A 19371-nucleotide genomic window follows, 5' to 3' on the forward strand; every position below is an offset into this window, starting at 1 on the left:
GAGTATTGGAATATATCGAATAAAAAACACATCTGAATAGAAAACAAAAACGCTTGGATTTGAACTGCACCTCCAATTATTAGATGGTGTCTAACAATTGGGGTGCAGTTCAAATATATCCAAGCGTTTTTACGTGTACCGTTATTAAAAAGCTTTATTCAAGAAAAATAATGCCAATGTTCCTGGTCCTGAGTGTGCGCCAATGGCCGACCCGACCATTTCAATAACAACTTCTTTCACACCGAACTTTTCTTTAATCATTTCCGCTAATTTCTCTGCGCGTTCGAGATCATCACCATGGCTAATACCAATGGTTTGATTTTCGAAGTTTCCGCCACGTTCTTCCATAATTTCAAGCATACGACCTAATAGTTTTTTCGTCCCACGCATTTTTTCAAGAGGGATTAGTTTCCCATCTTCAACATGAAGAATCGGCTTAATATTAAGTAGTGTACCGACGAAAGCAGCAGCTTTACTAACACGTCCACCGCGTTGTAAGTATTCTAAATCGTCTACGGTGAAGATATGCTCCATGTTTAGTGCGCGTTTCTCGGCATCAGCAATAATTTCTTCAGCGCTTTTTCCTTCTTTCGCTAGTCTACCAGCCTGTAGAACTACAAGTCCGTAACCAATAGACGCACATTTGGTGTCAATGACATGGATGTCAGCGTCAGGGTATTCTTCCTTCACTTCTTGCTCCATCATTTTGGCTGTTTGATATGTACCGGAAAGCTCTGAAGAAAACGCCAAATATAGTAATGTTTGTTTAGACTCTGCATAGGAGGTAAAAATAGATTTAAATGTTTGTGGTGAAACCTGGGATGTTTTTGGTGCTTTTCCTTGTCTCATTGCATCGAATACGTTCTTTGGTGTGATGGTTTTGCCATCGACATAATCCTTGTCATCCAAATGAACCGTCAAGGATACCATTTCCATGTCATATTCAGTGAAGTAATCTTGTGTTAAGTCACTTGCTGAATCTGCCATAATTTTAATACTCATCTCGAATCACCTATTCCTATTAAAAATATTATATTAAGTTTAGTTTATAGTTATAATGGGATATAGTCAAAATAATTGATAGTTGAAGGAGAATGTTATGTTTTTAGTCGAGGCAAAGCGTATTGCAGTTGTAATCATCGGATCTCTTTTAAATGCAATTGCGTTAAATTTCTTTTTGATTAGTGCCAACGTATATGCTAGTGGATTCACTGGTGCTGCACAATTAATATCAAGTGTATTTAATGATTTTATAGGAATTGGTATATCTACAGGTATTTTGCTATTACTATTAAACATTCCTGTATTTATTTTAGGTTGGTTTAAGGTAGGGAAAGGGTTTACCATCTATAGTATTGTTTCCGTATTATTCTCATCCTTATTTTTAGAAATCTTGCCAGTTGTACAATTATCAGAGGATATTATCTTGAATGCAGTGTTTGGTGGGCTTGTCACTGGTATTGGAGTAGGGTTCACCTTGAAAATCGGTGCCTCTACTGGGGGGATGGATATTGTAGCTATGGTATTGTCCCGTCTCAATGATAAACCTATTGGAATCTATTTCTTGTCCTTAAATGCTGTTATTATTGCATTTGCTGGAATTCTTTATGAGCCTGAAAATGCATTATACACATTAGTGACACTCTATGTAACAACACGAGTAATTGATACCATTCATACCCGCCATGAGAAGCTTACTGCGATGATTGTGACTCGAAAAGCTAAGGAATTACAACAAGCGATTCATGGAAAAATGGTACGGGGAATAACTATCTTGCCTGCGGTTGGTGCATATACGAATGAAGATAAGCACATGCTGTATCTCGTTATCACACGCTACGAATTATATGATTTGGAAAAAATCATTAAAGAAATCGATCCAAATGCCTTTGCAAATATCGTAGAGACAGCTGGTATATACGGTTTCTTTCGAAAAGAGTAATACAACTTATACAAAAAAATGCCGAGGGCTTCCACCCTTGGCATTTTTTTGTATAGTGACCAACGATAATGTGGTCGTTAAAAAGAGACTATGTATCAGTAGCCGTGCTTTTCGAAAACGTCAGTTACTTTTGGTGTAATGTCTTCCCATTGGGCATCAAAGCTTTTATTAACAGTAATAAAGTTTTGATAGCCGAACACATTATCGACGCCATCAAGTTGAAGTAAATCATTCATAATTTCATAATCACTCGTGTCACCAGGCATTACAGAAACACTTTTCGTTCCTTCAAAAATTAGCTTGTCTGTTGTAAATTTTATCGCATTAGGATTTGGTGTTGCTTCAGCTCTAATTCCCATTCCGATTACCTCCCTAATAAACTTCCTTAACTCTATATTAGCAGAAAAGCCGGTAAGAAAAAAGCAAAAATAGTGGAGGGTGCTTCACCCGTAAATGGATGGAACACCCTCCTTGTGCTTACATTTTGTAATCCCATTTAATCCAGAGGAATGAACTGGCAATTACAGTAAGCTTGTTACAAATAGTGTCAGAAGTGGGGGAAATAAACTAACGAACACTATTTATGCGGAGGTTAGCTAAGTTTATGCTGCTCCAGCTGCTGCTGCAATTGTTGTAACTGCTGCTTTTCTTCTGGAGTTGCATCTGTGATAGCGGCTTGGATAGCGTTGTGTGCGGCTTGTTTATCTTGTTCAGATGCCCCGTTCATGTTCGTTAGACGAGACACAGCATCCATTGCTTGCTGAAAAAGATTGTTTTGCATTTAAAACCCTCCTACCGTATGATTATCTGCTTCATCCTGTTTTCGTTCAGCATCGGTAAAACTAGAACGATAAGGAAATTTCTCATCATGCTTTTTAATAGCATCCGCGCTTTGTTGGCTAAATCTCTTTGATTTACTCCCTTTGGCCAAGACGATTCCTCCCAACAAAAAAGTGAACGTTTTGATACGTTCACCTTTAGTATGGAAATAGTTGCTTTATTTTATTGTAGGAAAATTACGGTATCACGATTTAAGGTTTGTTGTCTTTAGTTGTAAGTATTCCTCTAAGAAGACACCAATACCATCTAACTCATTTGTTGCAGTAATATGGTTGGCTAATGATTTTAAAGGATCAATTGCATTTCCCATAGCAACCCCAACTCCAGCATAGTCAATCATTTCAAAGTCATTATCCTCATCGCCAAAGGCAATAATTCTATCTTGTGGAATTTGGTAATAATGGGCAATCTTCTGTAGTCCCACCGCTTTATTAATTCCTTTTTTCACAATTTCAATGATATTCCACGGAGCACCCCATTTTCGATGCTCAATAACCTCAGCATGAAAATCATCGAGATGATTACGTAATGTATCAATGTGATCTTCTTTTGGATGAATTAATAAGGATGTTGGATCTTCCGTAAGCTTACTTTTTAAACTGCCAATTGTAAACGGGGCATCATGTTCAGTTTGATGAAAAATATCAATTATTTTTTGGTCGAATTTATCGAGGTAAACATTATCCTTCACCTCAGCCAAAACATTGTATACATCAACGTTATAGCAAGTTTCAATAATTGCTAATGCTGTTCTTTTTGGCATTGGATTATGCAATACGTCCCATTTCTTGTCCGTTGGATGGTGAATTAAGGCTCCGTTAAAGTTTACCATTGGTGTCACCAACCCTAATTCCTTATAGTATTGAATACTAGCCCGATGTGGTCTCCCAGTTGCAATGACAACGATATGACCGGCTTCCATCGCTGTAGCAATTACTTGCTTATTCTTTTCACTAATTACTTTGTCATCGGAAAGTAGTGTTCCATCAAGATCTAATGCAATTAAATGTTGTTTTGTCATAATTTCACCTCGCATGAGACTAGTTTATTCGTGTTTCATTTAGATGTAAAGGGTTTAGGCAAAAACTTCTGAAAAATAACGGTTAAATTAGTTTCACTATTTTCCAAAAAATACTATTATGGTAGAGAGAAGAAAGTTTTCAGATGGAGGGGGCTGTTTACATGATAGGCATAACCAAACAAGAGATAGGTGGCGTGCCGAGTTTAGTCGTTGTTGATTCACAAAAGGAATCGGATGCTTTACCACTTATTACATATTTTCACGGATTTACAAGTGCAAAGGAACATAACCTACCGTTAGCATTTTTACTGGCGGAAAAAGGGTATCGTGTCGTTCTGCCAGATAGTCAGCATCATGGAGAGCGGGGAGAACATGAAGTTTCACCTGTAAAAAGACAATTAGCTTTCTTCCATATTGTAATGCAAAATATTAAAGAACTCGAACTCATAAAGAACCACTTCCAGGAAGCGGGGCTTATTTTAGACGGGAGAATCGGGTTAGCGGGAACAAGTATGGGTGGTATCACCACAGCAGCTGCCCTAACCCAATACCCATGGATTAAGACAGCGGCAGTATTAATGGGATCGCCAAAGCTCACTAGTTTTGCTAAATTTCTCATCGCTAGCTACCGGGAGAAATTAGGTGACTTGCCAATCACAGAGGAAGAAATTGAACAATTATATGACACGTTAACACGATATGATTTATCCATGCAGGTAGAAAGATTAAACGACAGACCATTATTGTTCTGGCATGGCGATCAAGATCCCACAGTGCCATTTGATGATTCGTACAGCTTTTATCAACAGGCGAAAATGATTTATAACAACGTGGCAAACATTCATTTTTTACGTGAAAAAAATCGTGGTCATAAAGTAAGTCGATATGCCATTGTAGAAACAGCTAAATGGTTTACGTCTCATCTTTAAGTAAAATCTTTTAAAAAACAAAGTAAGTATGGTTAAATGAAGTTATGAATAGAGAAGGAGGGGATACCATGGATGAAGCATTAAAAGAAAATCTCATGGGAGCTCTTGAGAATGTTATCGATCCAGAGCTAGGAATTGACATCGTTAACCTTGGCTTAGTATATGATGTGGAATTAGATGATGATGGTGTGGCGATTGTTACCATGACATTGACAGCAATGGGATGTCCATTATCAGCCCACATTGAAGCAGATGTGCAGCGTGCACTTTATGATTTACCAGAAGTAAAGGAAACAAGAGTAAATATCGTTTGGGATCCACCATGGGGCAAAGAAAGAATGTCACGTTACGCGAAAATCGCGTTAGGAATTCCAGATTAATACAAAAGAAAGCTGATTCGTCCACGTATAATGGTGCGAATCAGCTTTTTTTGATGGTTAATTAGATAATCAGAAATCCAAAGCCATAAATACGCAACTCTCTCTATGCAAGAACTGGGTTATTCTGTCACCACCACTTACATACATGAATAGGCTAACATGTGAGGAGGTCGATACGATGGCTCAAAACAAAAAACATATGTATGATTTATGCAAAAGTCATGTGCATGCCTATGTGCTTGCACAGTTAGAAGATGGCACGAGCTTTGACGGTATTATTACTGGAGTGGATGATGAGTATGTCTATTTTGCCGTGCCGATAGAAGGAGAGTCCTATCAACAGCCAATGCCGTATACACCAGATCAACGTCAATTTGGCTATGGTGGTTGGTATGGGGGGTATCCAGGAGGATATGGCTATCCAGGCTACGGATATTATGGTCCAGGAAATAGATTCAGACGCCTAGTGTTACCATTAGCAGCATTAACAGCGCTTAGTATTTTGCCATGGTACTAGTCTTGCTTCGCTAAAAGTAAAACCCTTGCCACATTACATATCGGCAAGGGTTTTCGTTTCACCTATTATTGCTCGTTTCGTTGACGTAGCAAGCCGTCACCTAATAGGAAGATAACAATTGAAAAAATTGCTGCTACGACTAGTGTTGCAACAAGATCTAATGATTCACCAGCCATACTCGATAGAACATAAGAAAGTACAAAGCTAATTAATACTGCCCAAAAAATTGTAGCGATATAACGCATATGTAACACCTCATTTTTCATAGCTTAATGTGTAACTCTAACGTATTTTATTCCGTCTCTAGTTTACCAAATCGGCGCCTAAATTGAAAGCGTTTCTTCACAGGTAATGATAAAATCTCGTTAACTCATTAACTAACTAGTGCTAATTAACCAGATAAGGAAAATTTTACATAGAAGGGGGAATTAAAAAGTGAAGGTATTAATCACAAACTGTTTTCACTGGATTGGGTATCATTATGTTAATCATTTCCTAGAAAAGGGAATGGAAGTAGGGGGAATAGATACAATTGACACAGAGAAAAAAGAACACCTTTCTTTGTTTTTAGGACGTAATAGTTCTTTCACGTTGCTGGAAAGAGAAGAGAATACTTATGATATTGTTATTCAAATTGATGATGGTAGTTTATGTAGCAACAAAACACCAAAAACATTTATGATTTGCACAAAGCCACCGAAACATGTTAAAAATACTAATTGTGTACTGTTATATTCACCAATGTTATTCGGAGAATGGATGGACATGACAGAGGATGGGGTCATTTGGAATGAAAAACTGATTCCATTTAATTCAAAAGAATTTCAAAAAAAAGCAGTTTACATTGAAGATTTTCTTGATGCTACCTATCCAATCATGACTGGAACAACAATTCTTCGTGATTTAACGCTCATTTCTAAGAAAAATTTCCAAGACCGAGCAGTAAAACTTGAAAATTCGATCTATATTCGTGACAATGTACCTATAGAGGTTAACGTGGAGAATGTAAAGGCGCATTTTCAACGTTTCAAGAATTTATATTAAGTGTCTACTCAATTTGAATGGAGTTGCCTACCTTGAAGAATAAATACTGTATTTTTATTCTAGCTATTATAGGGATAATGTTTATAAGTGGTTGTGCGCAGAATGAAAATCTAGGTGATTTGTATCGAGCTGGCATGCTTATGGAGGGTACGATAAAGGATCAACCATGGAATGAAAAGGGCTATGCTGGGTTGAAGGCAATTGGAGAAGAATACGGTGTTGAGGTAGAGGCGATTGAGAATGTTTCAACAGAAGCAGAAGTTTCCAAAGCAGTCAGCAAACTTGTCGAAGACGGTGCAAACCTTATATTTGGACACAGTAGCACATACGGCGAATATTTTTATCAGCTTTCACAGCATTATCCAGAGGTTCATTTTGTATATTTTAATGGCAATTATTATCGTGAAAATTTAACTAGTATGACATTTAATTCGCATGCGATGGGATTCTTTGCGGGGATGCTAGCTAGTCAGATGTCATCTACTAAACAAGTTGGTATAATTGCTGCATATCAATGGCAACCAGAAATAGAAGGATTTTATGAAGGTGTAAAATATCAAGATTCGAGTACGAATGTACAGATGGAATTTATATATGACTGGAATGACAAAGCAGTAGCTATAGAAGCTTACAACCGGATGAAGGCAAATGGAGTAGACGTGTTTTATCCAGCAGGAGATGTTTTCAGTGAGGAGATCATCACTACTGCTAGCCAGGATAATCTATATGCACTTGGATTTGTTTCAGATCAGTTGGAAATTGAACCAGAAACAGTTTTAACAAGTACTGTACAACATGTTGACGAATTGTATACTCTCGCGGCTGAGGAATTTAATAACGGCAAATTAGATGGTGAAATACTTTCATTTGATTTTAAAGATGATTTTATTACTCTAGGGGAATTCAGCTCAAAGGTTCCAAGATACTATCAAGCAGAAATTAATAAAGCGATTGAAGAATATAAGAAAACAGGCTTACTACCTAATCAATACTAAGTCTTAATGGCGTTTGCTAGTAAGCCGCAAGAAGTTCTGTCTTGCAAGTCTTTCTTTTTTGCATTAAAATTAGTACCAAGTCATAATATTTGATAATAACTCAAAGAATGTAAGGGGATGTAAATATGGGTGTTGGCGTTTTAGGTGTTGGTCATTACGCTCCATCAAAGGTTGTTACGAATAAGGATTTAGAAAAAACGGTCGATACAAGTGATGAATGGATCCGTACACGGACTGGTATAGAAGAAAGAAGAATCGCAGAAGATGATATGGATACTTCTGACATGGCATATCATGCGTCATTAAGTGCCCTGGAAGATGCTAATATAAAGCCTGAGGATATTGATTTAATTCTAGTTGCTACGGTTACACCTGATACACCGTTTCCGTCTGTTTCCTGTATGCTTCAAGAAAAACTAGGAGCTTGGAATGCAGCTGCAATGGATATTAGTGCTGCATGTGCTGGATTTATGTATGGAATGGTTACTGCGAAGCAATTTATTGATTCAAATGTCTACAAGCATATTTTAGTTGTAGGTGCGGAAAAATTATCTAAGATTACTGACTGGTCTGATCGTAATACTTGTGTGCTATTTGGTGATGGTGCAGGCGCAGCGGTAATGGGAGAAGTAGCGGATGGAAAAGGTATTCTATCCTTTGAGCTAGGAGCAAATGGTGCTGGTGGGCCACATCTGTATCAAAAGGATGACGGCTACCTTTATATGAATGGGCGAGAGGTATTTAAGTTTGCAGTAAGACAAATGCCAGACTCATCTGTCAATGTGATTGAAAAAATTGGATTAGGCAAAGAAGATGTGGATTATCTAATCCCACACCAAGCGAATATTCGTATTATGGAAGCGGCAAGAGAGAAGCTAGGGATTTCTGAGGATCGCATGGCGACGACAATTAAGAAATACGGAAATAACTCTTCGGCGTCCATACCTATGGCTTTATCCGAAAGTGTAAAAGATGGTAAAATTAAGGAAAATGATTTAATCGTGTTAGTTGGTTTTGGTGCTGGCTTAACATGGGGAGCAATCGCTTTACGTTGGGGACGTTAACCATTAAACGTATTAGCATTGTAAAAAAACAATAGTAGGAGGAGTACCAATCATGGCGGAAAGAAGAGTAGTTGTGACAGGTCTTGGAGCAGTTACCCCAATTGGTAATGACGTGGAATCAATGTGGGAAAATCTCCTTGCAGGTAACTCTGGTATAGATTTTGTAACTCGAGTCAATAAAGATGAGTTTCCAGCAAAAGTTGCAGCTGAAGTAAAAGATTTTGACCCAACTGTATATATCGATAAAAAAGATGCACGTAAGATGGATCCATTTACGCAATTTGCCGTTGCTGCATCTAAGATGGCATTAAAGGATGCAAATTTGGAAATTACGGATGAGAATGCACATCGTATTGGCGTATGGATTGGTTCTGGTATTGGCGGCATGCAAACCTATGAAGATCAAATTAGAAAGTTTATGGAAAAAGGATATAAGCGAGTTAGTCCATTTTTTGTACCGATGATGATTCCAGATATGGCTGCTGGCCAAGTATCAATTCAAACAGGTGCAAAAGGAATTAACTCTTGTACCGTTACAGCATGTGCATCAGGAGCAAACTCTATTGGAGATGCGTTTAAATCAATTGCGCGCGGTGATGCGGATTACATGATTGCTGGTGGAGCAGAGGCACCGATTACCAATATGTCATTTGCTGGTTTTTCATCGGCAAAAGCATTATCTACAAATGATGATCCGAAAACAGCAAGTCGTCCATTCGATAGTAACCGTGATGGTTTTGTAATGGGTGAGGGATCTGGAATCGTTATCCTAGAAACACTAGAAAGTGCACTAGAGCGTGGGGCTCACATTTATGCAGAGATTGTTGGCTATGGTGCAACTGGAGATGCTTATCATATCACTGCTCCAGCTGAAAATGGAGAAGGGGCAGCAAGAGCGATGCAACATGCATTACGCGATGCAGGTCTGAAGCCAGAGGAAGTCGATTATATTAATGCACATGGAACAAGTACCGATTTAAATGATAAATTTGAAACAGAAGCAATCAAAACTGTATTCGGTGAGCATGCGTATAAACTGGCAGTATCATCAACCAAGTCAATGACTGGTCACTTACTAGGAGCTGCAGGCGGTGTTGAAGCTGTTATCGCTGTAAAATCGATTGTAAATGGCATGATTCCACCAACAACAAATTACGAAACTCCAGATCCAGCATGTGATTTGGATTACGTACCGAACAAAGCAAGAAAACAAGAAGTGAATGTTGTCTTAAGTAATTCATTAGGGTTTGGCGGGCATAATGTATCTCTTATTTTTAAAAAATATCAATAATAAAGTTAAGGGCTGACTGTTGAAGTCGGCCCTTTTTCTATTGGAGAGGAGGAAAACCGAATTTCGTTCGGGTTGTCCTGAGCTTGGGGGAATCCTGAACCTTGCGTGTAACTCCGAACTGAATCCCGAACTAGAGCGAGGGAGTCCCGGAGCTAATACATGAAGTCCCGAACCCTAACACCAATCCCGAACCAAATCAAATAAATGCCGAAGTGCTAGTCAGAAACCCCGAATTTCCACCGAGAAATCCCGAACCTACCGAACCAACCCAATCCCAGTCTCACCCCACCCCAACCCACAAATCCATCCCCCCACAATAATAACAATCACTATCATGTATCCCGCATAACACGCATAAAATGAAATAAAAAAGCTTTTGGACAAGCGTGGGTGGTTGAATATAATGGGGTATGCCATTTTATTTTTAGTAGGATTTGGACTAGCTGTTACGGGTGGGGTCACCATGATTGCTTATATGAATTTTTTGCCTGCTGGTGTGTCGTGGGTGGAGTATTTCCTCTATATTAGCGGCAGAATAGAATGTTATTTTTTCCCGGTTGGTTTTATCATAATGGCTTTTGTTATCTATGCGTATCCGAACAGACCGTGACCCGATAATTTGCGCTCTCTCGAATAATTTTTTAAATGATGGTCATAATGTATTTTAAGCGTATGTTCAAAAAGAACTGGAATAGATGGTAAATTTTTGAACAACCTCAGTAGATACATTCGGGAAGTGAGGGGTGTTGATGTTATATTTACACGATGTTTGGGTGAACTGGTTTGAAGGAGAAGAAAACGGCTATAATGTATGTTATTTTCATGAATGGCGTAAAGATGATGGTATTGAATTATTAGACCAAGTCCCATTAGTATACATAACTGAACGGTTGTATCAATACATTGAAAATGATATGCATGACCTGCCGCAAATGCTCCTTGATGCCATTTATAAACGTGCCTATACGCGTAAAGGACAGGATCGCTCAGTGGTTGAATATGCCTGTGTGGTAACGGATGGTAATGATATTATGGCGTTTGATACGATCGGCTATCGGATTCCTATTCGGAAAAGTCGTCTGATTCCAAGACAAGAACAGCTTGTGTATGAAATGATCGAAAAGTCAAAGCCTCAGAGCTTTGGATTTGATGACGAGCATTATCAGAAGGAGTATCATATGTTATCCATGTCTCCAGATTTAGTATTTGGATTGACAAGGCGAGAACGCCAGTTGAAGCAATTATTAATGATGGGATTAGATCAACTAAGAACCTCCAATAATTTAGAAGAACTACGTTACTGGTTAACCGAATGGAATCCAAAAAAATATCCTTTCATTCGATTTATGGATGAAGATGAAGTATGGCAGGCGCTGTATGATGGGGTGAAATTTGGTTGGAGTGATGCTCATGAGGAGCTTTGTGAGAAGCTTATAAAGGGTCAACCATTTCTGGAAAAAATGTGGGAGATGGAAAGCCAGTACGGTGAAGGTACATCCAAACAAAAATCAAAAAATCAGTAATAATAGAACTGCCCCTAAAGGTTTGTTTTTTGAGCACAATCCTTCAGGGGCAATTTCTTGTTTTCATTTGTTTACTTTTTCACACGCCCAAGACCCATTGCTTTTTTGGCCTTTGCTAGTGTTTTATTTGCGATTAGGGAAGCTTTCTCGGCACCCTCATCCAGAATTTCGTCTAATAAATCGGATTCGAGAATTTCATAATAGCGATCTTGAATCGGTTTTAAAACGCTGATAACCGCATCGGCAACGCCTTGTTTGAAGTCTCCATAACCTTTTCCTTCATATTTACTTACTAGGTCTTCAATGGTTTCACCAGAAAATACCGAATGGATGTCTAATAGGTTTGATACGCCAGGCTTATTTTCCCTATCATACTTCACAACACCTTCTGAATCAGTAACGGCACTTTTTATCTTCTTCTCAATTTTCTTCGGATCATCCAACATGAAGATGGAAGCTTTCACATTCTCGTCGGATTTACTCATTTTCTTGGTCGGTTCTTGCAGTGACATAATACGTGCACCAACCTTTGGAATGCTGATTTCTGGAATGGTAAATACTTCTAAAAATCGATTGTTGAAGCGTTGTGCTAAATCTCTCGTTAATTCTAAGTGTTGTTTTTGGTCATCCCCAACAGGAACTAAATCAGCATTGTATAATAGAATATCAGCTGCCATCAAGGATGGGTAAGTAAATAGGGCAGACGATACGGCATCTTTTCCTTCTGATTTATCCTTGAATTGGGTCATGCGTTCTAATTCTCCCATGTAACTAATCGACTGCATCATCCAGCCTAGCTGTGTATGTGCTGGTACTTCCGATTGGATAAATAATGTAGATTTATTGGGATCAATTCCACATGCAAGATAAATTGCTGCTAATGAACGAATGTTTTCTTTAAGTTTCAGCCGATCTTGAGGAACAGTAATTGCATGCTCATCAACAATACAGAAGAAGCAATGATGATCATGTTGAAGCTCTGTGAATTGACGAATTGCGCCAACATAATTTCCGATGGTTAATGTTCCGCTTGGTTGGATTCCTGAAAAAATGGTACTCATGTCTTTCTCTCCTTTTCATATTTTATTTATTTTAGGGAACAAAAAAAGCCCATTCATTCCCTTAAAACAAGGGACGAATGAACCCCCGTGTGCCACCGTACCACTAAACTTTGGGTATGCCCATTCCTCATTCGTCCCGTTAAATTCCTCTAAAGCCTCAATTATAAACTTTATTATACTAGCCTCATCTTTCCCAATTTTATTAGGATCTTTATCCCACAAGGTAGATAATAGGCTAAATAGGACTATTTGATTTTGTTCTTTTACTTTCTTTTTACTTACTCTGCCTTTTTCAGTTTTGAGTTCTTCTTTTAATTGATTAAATTTTTCGGTAGGTACGGTGGTGATGCTCATTGCCTTTTTAGCAAACTTTAAATTAATTACCATTTCCTTATTTGGCTTATACTCAATTGATTCTATCACATGTTTTAAATAATTTCTTACTTGCTTAGTTGTTTGATTTTTATAAAATGTTTCAGGCTGAAGTAATAACCCTACAACTTCCTGCAATTCAACTTTTTTCATACTTTGTTCTTCTTGTTCTTCGTTTAATTGGTTTTTTTGCTTTCTTAATGTCCTAATCTCTTTAGTTAATTCCTCACCTTGTTTTATTAAATCCATTTTAAACTCCGGATCAGTTACTTGACCAATACTAGAGATAATTCCTTGCTTAGACTCTTCAGCTTTTTTAATTTTATTATCTAAGCCATTTATCTTCTCAAGGTAGGCAGTATTATTTTCTAAAGCATCCTTTTGATAACTATATAAAGTTTTCAGTACATTGAGCAATACAGTTGCATTACCAAATATGTCAAGAACTATATTATCAACCTTTTCACAACGCACCAATTTCTTATTACGACAGTTTTGACCTTTACTTTTTATTGCTACATCACATTTGTAATAATAAAATTTAGAACGTGTCCCATCTTTTTTTACTTTTCCCAATGTATATGTGCCATTCATAGCTCTACCACATTCATTACATTTCAACATACTAGAAAGTAAATAGGGACTATTTTCTCTTTGAGGGTCATAGTGCTCTTGTTTAGGCTTTCTTTCCTGTAGTTTTTGTTGAACTTTCTCCCATGTTTCAAACGGAACAATTGGAGTGAAATCAGGTTCTTTCCCTTCCCTGAAGTTTTTACTCCAATACCATTCCTCAACGGGGTTATCTGATCTTCTTTTCTTAGTAATTCTTTTTCTTCTATTCTTAACCATATAACCAGTATAAGATGGATTTCTAAGAATTCTCCAGATTTTTTTGCTGTTGAAGTAGATCCCTTTGTAATTTTCTTCTGTTCCTTTTTTACGGTATTTTTTTAACTCATTTTCATTTAAAATATCAGTATACTCTTCGTCTGCCAAGCGTACAATTTCACTCTGGCTTTTATCATCTTCTAAATACCATTTAAAGATATTTTTAACCAATTGAATTTCTTTTCTATCACCTAAACAGTATTTTTTCCTTTTCTTCCCACCAATTTCAACATCTTCTACTGAGAGCCCTATTGGAATCGTACCACCAACATAGCAACCCATATCAACGAGTTCATTCATGTTTGCAGATACTTTCTTTCTAACGTCTTCACGCATATTCTGATCAAATATAGACTGGATTAAATCCATCATTGTATTACTGTTCCAATCAAGAAGGTTTACTTCCTTACCACTATTCGCAAAGAATATACTAACACCCTTTTCCTGCAAGCTAGTAGTCATATTTATAAAGTCCTTAACTACCCGTGTGTATCTGCTGCTGTCATAGCAAATTAAATATGTAATATTGTAAGTGTCAATATCCTTTAGTAATTGTTGAAAAGCAGGACGGTCTTCAAAATTCTCGCTAGAAACATCTTCATCATAATAACCTTCATTGACAAGAGTAATGGAGTTATTGTCAGCAAAACTTTTAATAGCATTATACTGCTGTTGTGGACTAATTTTGTTTCCTGTTTTATCTACACTTGTTCTTATATAAGCAGCACCTAATTTCAACAAATCTCCTCCTTTTCCACCAAGAATTAGGGCTAATATCCTTCTGTAATCAGAGTTATCACCTTAAGTATATAATCACCTATGTATAAAAATAAGTAGGATTACAGGTATATCTTTGCTTCTTTTATAATACTTTGTCCTTGTCTTTTGCGCAAAAGTTTAGCATAAAGGGGACAACACTTCAGATAAAACAATTATACTACTACATTGCTAATTAGATAAATAAAGAATTAGAAGTAATCACGATTATGAAAATAATTGAAGTTTTGAATTAAAACTTTTGATTGCTGGTACTTATCCGTCTATTTTAGGTCAGTTAATCAACTCAAAATGCAAGGCCTTTACCTCTATTATGTTATTGCGGAGAAATTAAAGAAAGCGCGTTAGAATAGTTTTAAATTAAATGGAGGTGAATGACCGTGGGGAAAGTGATTGATTCACTGTGGCACAAATTGGCTTTGTTGGCTATAATGATTTACTATTCAGGAATTTTTACAACCATATGCTTACCGATGATGTGGTTGCATTACAGAATACCAGCCATAAATTATTATATTTTTTCTCTAGGGATATTGTTTTTGGGTGGGGTGATTTTCAATTTAGTTTTAAATATATATCCTATCAAAGAAAAGGAATTAAAGGAGGAAATCCCAAAGTATTTTGTTATCAGCACTTTTACTGGTAAATTCATTACCTACAGTTTACTTAGTCTTACGATTTTTATTTTAACAGATAATTTTATTGTTAGTATATATTACCTATTGTTTCTAATGAGTGGGGGATTTTTTTGGTTCTGTATTCTTAGAGGATATATTTTGGCTAAAAGAAATTATAAGGAAAGTGAAATTAAAAAAGGTATTCCTTGGCAAGGAAAGGTATTGGTGTTTAGTATCCCAATTTCTTTAATACTAGGATATTTTATGTTTTATTAAAATAATTTGTTTGCTATATTTACAGCTGTAGGGTGAATGTGCTGATTATAAAATATCAGCTCATCATTTAACCTACAGCTATTTTAATATAAAAACAAATGTGGATTTTTAAAATGGTAGATCTTCGCTTGTAATCACAATATCTCCCTCATATAAGTAGTTGACAAGTCGTGCAAATTCAGGATTACTCTTGTCTTGTTCAGATACTTTGATTATGAAACTCTCTACTTCGTTTAATGTACATTCTTTAATAGATTCTTCTTTATTTCTAACCTCATCATGAATGAAAAAGATAAACTCAATAATGCCATTGAAATATTCATATGAACCATTTTCTAAATGCTTTAGTCTATAACAATTTTCTTGATAGTTCCACTCTATGATGTAGTTAGAATTAAAATTGAATTTATACTTATGGGTATATTTACATTTAATCTTCCTAATTGAAAATGGCTCCTTAATTTCACCATTTATTACGGATTCAACCACATCATAAACATCAGAAATTGCTATTTGTTCGTACCAATCATAGTATGGATTTAGGTGGAAAATATCTATATATTTTTCTAAATCGTTTTGTTTAAGGTGAGCACTATCTTTTCCAAAATGGTTAAAAATATCTTTGATTTTAACAGGTGAGTCCATTTCGGCCCATACTGTTTTTCTATTAAAATGGACTTCTTTGCCTATCAGTGCAAGTTCATGAAAAGAAGTATAGAGACGACTATGATATTTTGATTTTGTTTTTTTGTAGAAATACTTTTGTAGGTTTCTTATTTCCTCACAAAAATTAAAGAAAACCCTTTTGTCTTTTATATTTATTGATTCCTCTTCTATTAGGTATTTCATTAGCCCGTCATAATCTGTATATCCTAATATCGAATTGTTATAAAGAATTTTAAAATCGAATGAACTATTCCATGAAATATAGTAGTTGAATGAATAGTCCTCCTCAACTAATTTAAAATGGTAGGTCTCTTTTAAAGTCTCAAGTTTATTTTCGTTAAGGATGTTCAGTATTTTTGTTTCCAACTGTTTATGAACAAACTCTAAAAATTCCCCATAAGAACGTAGATAACCTTCACAGTAGATGTCGTAAAGATGAAATATTCTAAGGATATTAAAAATAACATTATCCACATTAATATTACCAATAGATTTTAAACACTCAGAATCCAGATGGAATATAGGAACTTCCTCACTATCTTTAGTATGTATATCATAATTTTCTTTTGTGAAAAACCATTCGCCACTAGGCAAAAAGTAAACACTTCCACTATCACAATTTCTTAGTAACTCTTTTAATAATTCTTCTTGCTTTAGGGTTTTTACCCAAAAACTTTCTTCGAAAATGGACTTTTCCATGATATCAACCTCCTTAAGATTTACGTGGTAGGCTGATTGTTATTTGTACTCTGAGGTAATGCTTTAATTGTTTTTGTGTTATCCTACAACTTATTTATAAAACAAATCCAAGCACGAATCAAATTTATAGAGTCTTATTTAATATTATTTTTCCGTCATAATCGATTTGTGAATCATCACTTATCCGCGTATAATTACGACAATAATAAGAGGTGAATGAAGGGCGGAATGTTAATGAATTGTGAAATATCAAAAATAAAAATAGGAAATCAACTACAGCATCTGTTGGAAGTTAATGGCTTTAATATCTCTGACAATGTATTATTTGAGAACTTAGGTCTTAACCAGTTAAACTTACAAAGATATTTAAACAATGAACAAACTCCAACGTTAGAAGATACCATTCGACAAGCAAATTTCTTTAATACTTCAGTAGATTTTATCACAGGAAATTCGAAGTACGTTTTGGATACATGGGACTATAATTTCTTAGAAGAATTTTTTCTATACTCATCTGAAAAAATAAAAGATCATTTTGATAATCGACATAATATGGACATAGCTAGTGAGGATAGTATAGAAACAATACTGATTGGACTTTTAACTTATATGACACTATCAAGAACTGGAAAATCATTTGAAGACCTGACTGAAGAAGAAATTGCGAATAAGAAAGATGCATTTAGAGAAATAATTTCACTATTTCATAGTTGTATAACGATGAGTAATCAAGATTGTTTTGATATAAAAGAGTTGAGGGCATTAAATAGAAGTATTGTAGATTATTTGTTTGGGGATTATAGTTTTGCCAATGAGAGAATCTTTAATGGATTAGAGGATAACACTGTGGAATCACAAAATGACAGAGTTCAATTACTAAAGGCGTGTATTAATCAAAATATCGACCGCAGCCATAGGGTAGTAAAAATGTTAAATGAATTAACTGAGTAGTATGTCGTCGTGAATTAGATTTGTTAAAAATTTTTATTACCTGTAGGAAAAACACAGGGGTTTCTCCACAAGCAAAGGGCTGTAAAGTAATACAGCCCTTTGTAATAAAAATTATTCGGCAAGGGAAAATTCATCTTCTGTAACCCATTTGTGATTCGTTACTTATTCTCCACCAGTTGTAAGAACGGAATCAACCATATAAACTGTTGTTCCTGTGCTGAATCTATAACCGCAGTAGCACCTTCCATTCCCTGCATGCCTCGACTGTAATTTCGACCCCTGGCTCCAAAGATGATAAATTCCTCTTCTGTACTTGCCATAAATAACATTGTTAATAAATCGTAATCATTCCTATTTACAAACCGTAATCATTACGATATGATAAAAAAGTTAAATAGCATTTAAAAGAATAGGAGGCATTGAGAAATGAAAACTTTTAAGGGAGTTGTAATAGCTTTAATACTTATAATCATTACAATTGGTTGTTCGCCATCCAATCAAGCAACTACAGAAGAAAGTTCGGATTTTACTATCTATACGACGATCTATCCAATTGAATATGCTATTGAAAGGATTGCCAGAGACACAGTTTCAGTTGAAACAGTTTACCCACCTGGGGTAGATGCTCATTCGTATGAACCTACATCAAAAGATATGATTACAATAGCAAAAGGTGATGCATTTATTTATTTAGGTGCTGGATTAGAGGCAATTGCAGAAACAGCTGCAGATTCACTTTCCTCTCAAAGTGTTAAATTAATTGAGATTGGACAGCATGATGAATTATTCATGGCGGACGTGGATGAACTTGCGGATGATTCACATGAGAATGAAGAAGAATCTGATGAGGGTCATAATCATGGTACACAAGATCCTCATATTTGGTTAGATCCACTCAGAATGATTGAACTATCAAAACTAATAAAGGATGAACTTATTACATTAAACCCAGATGAAGAAGCTACTTACAATGAAAATTTTGAAGCATTAGAAGCAGAGTTAATTACATTAGATGAAAGATTTACGGAAGTGTTAGAAGCAAAAGAAAATAAACATATTCTTGTAGCACATGCCGCTTTTGGATATTGGGAAGAACGCTATGGTATAGAACAAATACCTATTAGTGGGTTATCATCAAGTAATGAACCGTCACAAAAAGAGTTAACCAAAATAATTGATCAGGCCGAAGAATTCAATTTAAATCATATTCTTTATGAACAAAACAGTACAAATCGTGTTTCAGAAATAATCCAAGAGAAAATTGGCGCAGAGGCTTTAACCATTCACAACTTGTCTGTTTTAACTGGGGAAGATATTGAAAATAACGAGGATTATATTTCCCTAATGAATTACAATTTGGATATTCTTGATATAGCCACCAAATAATATTAAAAGCAACTACCTATTGTATGTCAGGTATAGACATACAATAGGTAGTTGCTATTTTCATTTAACACTCTGATACATTTATAAAAATGGGAAGCATTGCTTTCATTAACCTTGCCCGTAGAGTGAAGA

At 36.0% G+C, this 19371-nt stretch carries 23 protein-coding genes; 13 read left to right on the forward strand and 10 right to left on the reverse strand.

Features of this window, described 5'->3' with window-relative positions; translation table 11 throughout:
- Positions 1–144: 144 nt before the first annotated feature.
- Positions 145–1002, reverse strand: coding sequence for a DegV family protein (locus JF53_RS07955; RefSeq protein ID WP_047982458.1), 858 nt, complete (start codon positions 1000–1002; stop codon positions 145–147).
- Positions 1003–1099: 97 nt separating this feature from the next.
- On the opposite strand from JF53_RS07955, the gene JF53_RS07960 reads away from it, so the two are divergent.
- Positions 1100–1942 (forward strand): YitT family protein, encoded by an 843-nt coding sequence (locus tag JF53_RS07960; RefSeq protein WP_047982457.1) that lies wholly within the window; start codon positions 1100–1102, stop codon positions 1940–1942.
- A gap of 95 nt (positions 1943–2037) precedes the next feature.
- Here the strand turns inward: JF53_RS07960 and JF53_RS07965 are convergent, their stop codons facing one another.
- The 4 genes from JF53_RS07965 to JF53_RS07975 all read right to left on the reverse strand — a co-directional run bounded on the left by JF53_RS07965 (position 2038) and on the right by JF53_RS07975 (position 3803).
- Entirely contained in the window at positions 2038–2301 is a 264-nt protein-coding gene (locus JF53_RS07965; RefSeq protein ID WP_047982456.1) for a NifU N-terminal domain-containing protein, read from the reverse strand.
- Positions 2302–2534: 233 nt separating this feature from the next.
- Positions 2535–2723, reverse strand: coding sequence for a DUF3813 family protein (locus tag JF53_RS07970; RefSeq protein ID WP_047982455.1), 189 nt, complete (start codon positions 2721–2723; stop codon positions 2535–2537).
- On the reverse strand, positions 2724–2873 hold the full coding sequence (locus JF53_RS17690; protein ID WP_169750784.1) for a hypothetical protein: 150 nt from the start codon (positions 2871–2873) through the stop codon (positions 2724–2726). It abuts the gene before it with no gap.
- Positions 2874–2966: 93 nt separating this feature from the next.
- A complete protein-coding gene (locus JF53_RS07975) occupies positions 2967–3803 on the reverse strand; it encodes a Cof-type HAD-IIB family hydrolase (RefSeq protein ID WP_047982454.1) in 837 nt (278 codons plus the stop codon).
- A gap of 161 nt (positions 3804–3964) precedes the next feature.
- On the opposite strand from JF53_RS07975, the gene JF53_RS07980 reads away from it, so the two are divergent.
- The 3 genes from JF53_RS07980 to JF53_RS07990 all read left to right on the forward strand — a co-directional run bounded on the left by JF53_RS07980 (position 3965) and on the right by JF53_RS07990 (position 5629).
- Entirely contained in the window at positions 3965–4732 is a 768-nt protein-coding gene (locus JF53_RS07980; RefSeq protein ID WP_047982453.1) for a prolyl oligopeptidase family serine peptidase, read from the forward strand.
- A 68-nt stretch (positions 4733–4800) separates the two neighbouring features.
- The gene (locus JF53_RS07985) at positions 4801–5112 is read left to right on the forward strand and encodes a metal-sulfur cluster assembly factor (RefSeq protein WP_047982452.1); all 312 of its coding nucleotides are present in this window, start codon (positions 4801–4803) and stop codon (positions 5110–5112) included.
- 178 nt (positions 5113–5290) lie between these two features.
- Complete coding sequence (locus JF53_RS07990; protein WP_083443574.1) at positions 5291–5629, forward strand: hypothetical protein; 339 nt, start codon at positions 5291–5293, stop codon at positions 5627–5629.
- Between the two features lie 65 nt (positions 5630–5694).
- Here the strand turns inward: JF53_RS07990 and JF53_RS07995 are convergent, their stop codons facing one another.
- Positions 5695–5874 carry a YjzD family protein gene (locus tag JF53_RS07995; RefSeq protein ID WP_047982451.1) on the reverse strand — a complete coding sequence of 60 codons (180 nt, stop codon included), beginning with the start codon at positions 5872–5874 and terminating at the stop codon, positions 5695–5697.
- Positions 5875–6064: 190 nt separating this feature from the next.
- On the opposite strand from JF53_RS07995, the gene JF53_RS08000 reads away from it, so the two are divergent.
- The 6 genes from JF53_RS08000 (at position 6065) to JF53_RS08025 (ending at position 11546) form a co-directional block, all read left to right on the forward strand.
- Entirely contained in the window at positions 6065–6673 is a 609-nt protein-coding gene (locus JF53_RS08000; protein ID WP_047982450.1) for a hypothetical protein, read from the forward strand.
- Between the two features lie 32 nt (positions 6674–6705).
- Positions 6706–7668 carry a BMP family ABC transporter substrate-binding protein gene (locus JF53_RS08005; RefSeq protein WP_083443575.1) on the forward strand — a complete coding sequence of 321 codons (963 nt, stop codon included), beginning with the start codon at positions 6706–6708 and terminating at the stop codon, positions 7666–7668.
- A gap of 125 nt (positions 7669–7793) precedes the next feature.
- Positions 7794–8732 carry a beta-ketoacyl-ACP synthase III gene (locus JF53_RS08010; RefSeq protein WP_047982448.1) on the forward strand — a complete coding sequence of 313 codons (939 nt, stop codon included), beginning with the start codon at positions 7794–7796 and terminating at the stop codon, positions 8730–8732.
- 52 nt (positions 8733–8784) lie between these two features.
- Positions 8785–10023: a beta-ketoacyl-ACP synthase II gene (gene fabF / locus JF53_RS08015; RefSeq protein ID WP_047982447.1), complete on the forward strand. Its 1239-nt coding sequence runs from the start codon at positions 8785–8787 to the stop codon at positions 10021–10023.
- 403 nt (positions 10024–10426) lie between these two features.
- A complete protein-coding gene (locus JF53_RS08020) occupies positions 10427–10633 on the forward strand; it encodes a hypothetical protein (RefSeq protein ID WP_047982446.1) in 207 nt (68 codons plus the stop codon).
- Between the two features lie 139 nt (positions 10634–10772).
- Positions 10773–11546, forward strand: a complete 774-nt coding sequence (locus JF53_RS08025; protein WP_047982445.1) for a YjbA family protein — start codon at positions 10773–10775, stop codon at positions 11544–11546.
- A 71-nt stretch (positions 11547–11617) separates the two neighbouring features.
- Here the strand turns inward: JF53_RS08025 and trpS are convergent, their stop codons facing one another.
- Positions 11618–12607, reverse strand: a complete 990-nt coding sequence (gene trpS / locus JF53_RS08030) for a tryptophan--tRNA ligase (protein WP_047982444.1) — start codon at positions 12605–12607, stop codon at positions 11618–11620.
- Between the two features lie 15 nt (positions 12608–12622).
- A complete protein-coding gene (locus JF53_RS08035; RefSeq protein ID WP_047982443.1) occupies positions 12623–14605 on the reverse strand; it encodes a recombinase family protein in 1983 nt (660 codons plus the stop codon).
- Between the two features lie 419 nt (positions 14606–15024).
- Between JF53_RS08035 and JF53_RS08040 the strand changes: the two genes are divergently transcribed.
- A complete protein-coding gene (locus JF53_RS08040) occupies positions 15025–15537 on the forward strand; it encodes a hypothetical protein (protein WP_047982442.1) in 513 nt (170 codons plus the stop codon).
- A 108-nt stretch (positions 15538–15645) separates the two neighbouring features.
- Here JF53_RS08040 and JF53_RS08045 read toward each other — a convergent pair whose 3' ends face one another.
- Positions 15646–16902, reverse strand: coding sequence for a hypothetical protein (locus tag JF53_RS08045; protein ID WP_047982441.1), 1257 nt, complete (start codon positions 16900–16902; stop codon positions 15646–15648).
- Positions 16903–17136: 234 nt separating this feature from the next.
- On the opposite strand from JF53_RS08045, the gene JF53_RS08050 reads away from it, so the two are divergent.
- Positions 17137–17853 (forward strand): hypothetical protein, encoded by a 717-nt coding sequence (locus JF53_RS08050; RefSeq protein WP_157052480.1) that lies wholly within the window; start codon positions 17137–17139, stop codon positions 17851–17853.
- Between the two features lie 158 nt (positions 17854–18011).
- Here the strand turns inward: JF53_RS08050 and JF53_RS17450 are convergent, their stop codons facing one another.
- Positions 18012–18173, reverse strand: coding sequence for a hypothetical protein (locus tag JF53_RS17450; RefSeq protein ID WP_157052481.1), 162 nt, complete (start codon positions 18171–18173; stop codon positions 18012–18014).
- Between the two features lie 106 nt (positions 18174–18279).
- Between JF53_RS17450 and JF53_RS08055 the strand changes: the two genes are divergently transcribed.
- Complete coding sequence (locus JF53_RS08055) at positions 18280–19239, forward strand: metal ABC transporter solute-binding protein, Zn/Mn family (RefSeq protein WP_047982439.1); 960 nt, start codon at positions 18280–18282, stop codon at positions 19237–19239.
- Positions 19240–19371: the final 132 nt, after the last annotated feature.

It is taken from the genome of Ornithinibacillus contaminans, assembly GCF_001038425.2.
Lineage (GTDB): Bacteria > Bacillota > Bacilli > Bacillales > Amphibacillaceae > Ornithinibacillus > Ornithinibacillus contaminans.